This window comes from Caballeronia sp. (genome assembly GCF_049581465.1).
Classification (GTDB): domain Bacteria; phylum Pseudomonadota; class Gammaproteobacteria; order Burkholderiales; family Burkholderiaceae; genus Caballeronia.
Genome location: NZ_JBAUSA010000477.1, coordinates 1 through 1,963, shown reverse-complemented (window position 1 = coordinate 1,963; position 1,963 = coordinate 1). Strand labels below are relative to the sequence as shown.

3 protein-coding genes are annotated in these 1,963 nt (G+C 61.6%); all 3 read right to left on the bottom strand.

The genetic code is table 11. The annotated features are described in order from the left end of the window. Positions 1-42 precede the first annotated feature (42 nt). Positions 43-711, bottom strand: a complete 669-nt coding sequence (locus tag WCA53_RS11745; protein WP_423909647.1) for a phosphoribosylanthranilate isomerase — start codon at positions 709-711, stop codon at positions 43-45. Then, positions 701-1,522, bottom strand: a complete 822-nt coding sequence (gene truA, locus WCA53_RS11740; protein WP_423909644.1) for a tRNA pseudouridine(38-40) synthase TruA — start codon at positions 1,520-1,522, stop codon at positions 701-703. The genes WCA53_RS11745 and truA overlap by 11 nt, the downstream gene beginning before the upstream one ends. A 1-nt stretch (position 1,523) precedes the next feature. Beyond that, positions 1,524-1,963: FimV/HubP family polar landmark protein (locus tag WCA53_RS11735; protein ID WP_423909641.1), on the bottom strand; the 440-nt coding region annotated here is incomplete at its 5' end.

The following is a 1,963-nucleotide window of genomic DNA, read 5'->3' as shown; positions in this document are numbered from 1 at the left end:
CTCTCTCGGTACGTGGAGGCGTAGCGCCTCGACACGGTCAAATCATCCGGCATCCGCTTCGCGCACCGCGCGCACGAATGCCGCCATTCGGGCGTGATCTTTCACGCCCTTTGCGCCGTCGACTTCGATGCCGCTAGAGACATCGACTGCGTACGGACGCACTTGGCGGATGGCTTCACGGACGTTTTGCGCGTTCAACCCACCACTCAAAACGGCCCGATGCCCGAGATCTGTTGGGATAAGTGACCAATTGAATACCTTTCCACCGCCACCGTAGCCCTCGACAAGCGTGTCGAGTAGCAAACCGCTGGCTGCCGAATATTGAAGGGACGATTCTACCAAATCGCTTGCGCTCGCATCAGGGCCTACGCGCACGGCCCGCCACCAGGGCAAACCCGCAATCCCGGCTAAGGCCGCGCACTGTTCGGGGGTTTCGTCGCCGTGAAACTGAAGCAACGAAAGGCGCACGTTCGATGTCACCTCGCGAATCCACTCCGGCGCCGCGTTGACGAACAATCCCACTGCCGAGACGAGCGGCGGCACGTGCTTCGCCAATTCCACCACTTGCGCCACCGTCACCGCGCGCGGGCTTTTCGGATAGAACACGAAGCCGACGGCATCGGCGCCGAGCGCGACCGCGTGATCGACGCTGGCGGCCGTCGACAACCCGCACAACTTGATTCTCGTCCGATGCAAATCCTTACTTTCCATCTTCGTTCCTTCGCCAGACCGCACTCCACGGGTAACTTCCCAGTCGCGGGGCCGGCACCGCGAATTGCTCAGGATAGCCGACCTCGGCGAGATAGAGGCCATCGGGCATGAAAGTGGGCGCCGCATGCTTGCGGTCGCGCGCTTCGAGCAATTCGCCCATCCATGAGGCCGGATGCTTGCCGCGCCCAATTGCGACAAAGCATCCCATCAGGTTGCGAACCATGTGGTGCAAAAAAGCGTTCGCACGAAAGCGGAAGTGAATAAAGTCGCCCTGCTCCACGATGTCGATCTGATGCAGATATTTGACCGGCGTTTTTGCCTGGCACTCCGACGACCGGAATGCGGTGAAATCGTGCTTGCCGATGAGACAGGCGGCGGCGGCGCGCATCGCGTTGGCATCGAGTGGCGCGTAGCACCAGCCGGCGGTGCCGGTTGTCATCGGTGAGCGCACGGGGTGTACGTACAACGCGTAGTAATAGGTGCGCTCGAACGCTGCGAAGCGTGCGTGGAAATCATCGGGCATTGGGCGCGCCCACTGCACTGCGACGCTCTTCGGCAGGAATGCGTTCGTGCCGCGTACCCAGGCGAAATCGGTGCGATCGAGTTCGGTTTCGAAGTGCACGACTTGCCCGAGCGCGTGCACGCCCGTATCCGTTCGACCAGCTACGACGGTTTGCACGCGCGTCTGGGTGAATTTGCCCAGAGCACGTTCAAGGACGTCCTGCACCGTTACTACGTCCGATTGCGTCTGCCAGCCACTGAATGCCGAACCGTCGTACTGGATGCCGAGTGCTATGCGCTTCAACGACATGTCAGGACAGCGGCGCCAGGGTAGATAACAGCGTCGCGGCGGGCTGACGCGTGGCGTGATCGTTGGACTCGATCACTTCTTGCAATAGCGTGCGCGCACCCGATAAATCGCCGAGCTCGATGTATTCCACCGCGAGATCAAGCTTGTTGCGCGCGATCATCGCGATCTGTTCGGGCGTGAACGCGGGTATCGGATCGGTCTGGCTCGCCGGCAAGTTGTAGTCGAAATCGAGACTTAGCGGACCGAAACGTGACGCGCCCAAGCCTGCCACCGATGCCGGACCGGTCGTTCCCTCCTCGATTTGCTGACTCACCGATTGCGCGTGGTCGACGATTGGGCCGTCGAGTTGGGCGTTCTGATGCTCGTAGACGGCCTGTTCGGCGATGGGTCGCGGCGTGATCGGCGGCGCTTCAATGGGCGCGGCGGCCGGCGGATCGAAGA

Bases quoted from the DNA above. Each gene is read 5' to 3' on its own strand.
- truA (WP_423909644.1), bottom strand. From the start codon at position 1,522: ATGTCGTTGAAGCGCATAGCACTCGGCATCCAGTACGACGGTTCGGCA.
- WCA53_RS11745 (WP_423909647.1), bottom strand. From the start codon at position 711: ATGGAAAGTAAGGATTTGCATCGGACGAGAATCAAGTTGTGCGGGTTG.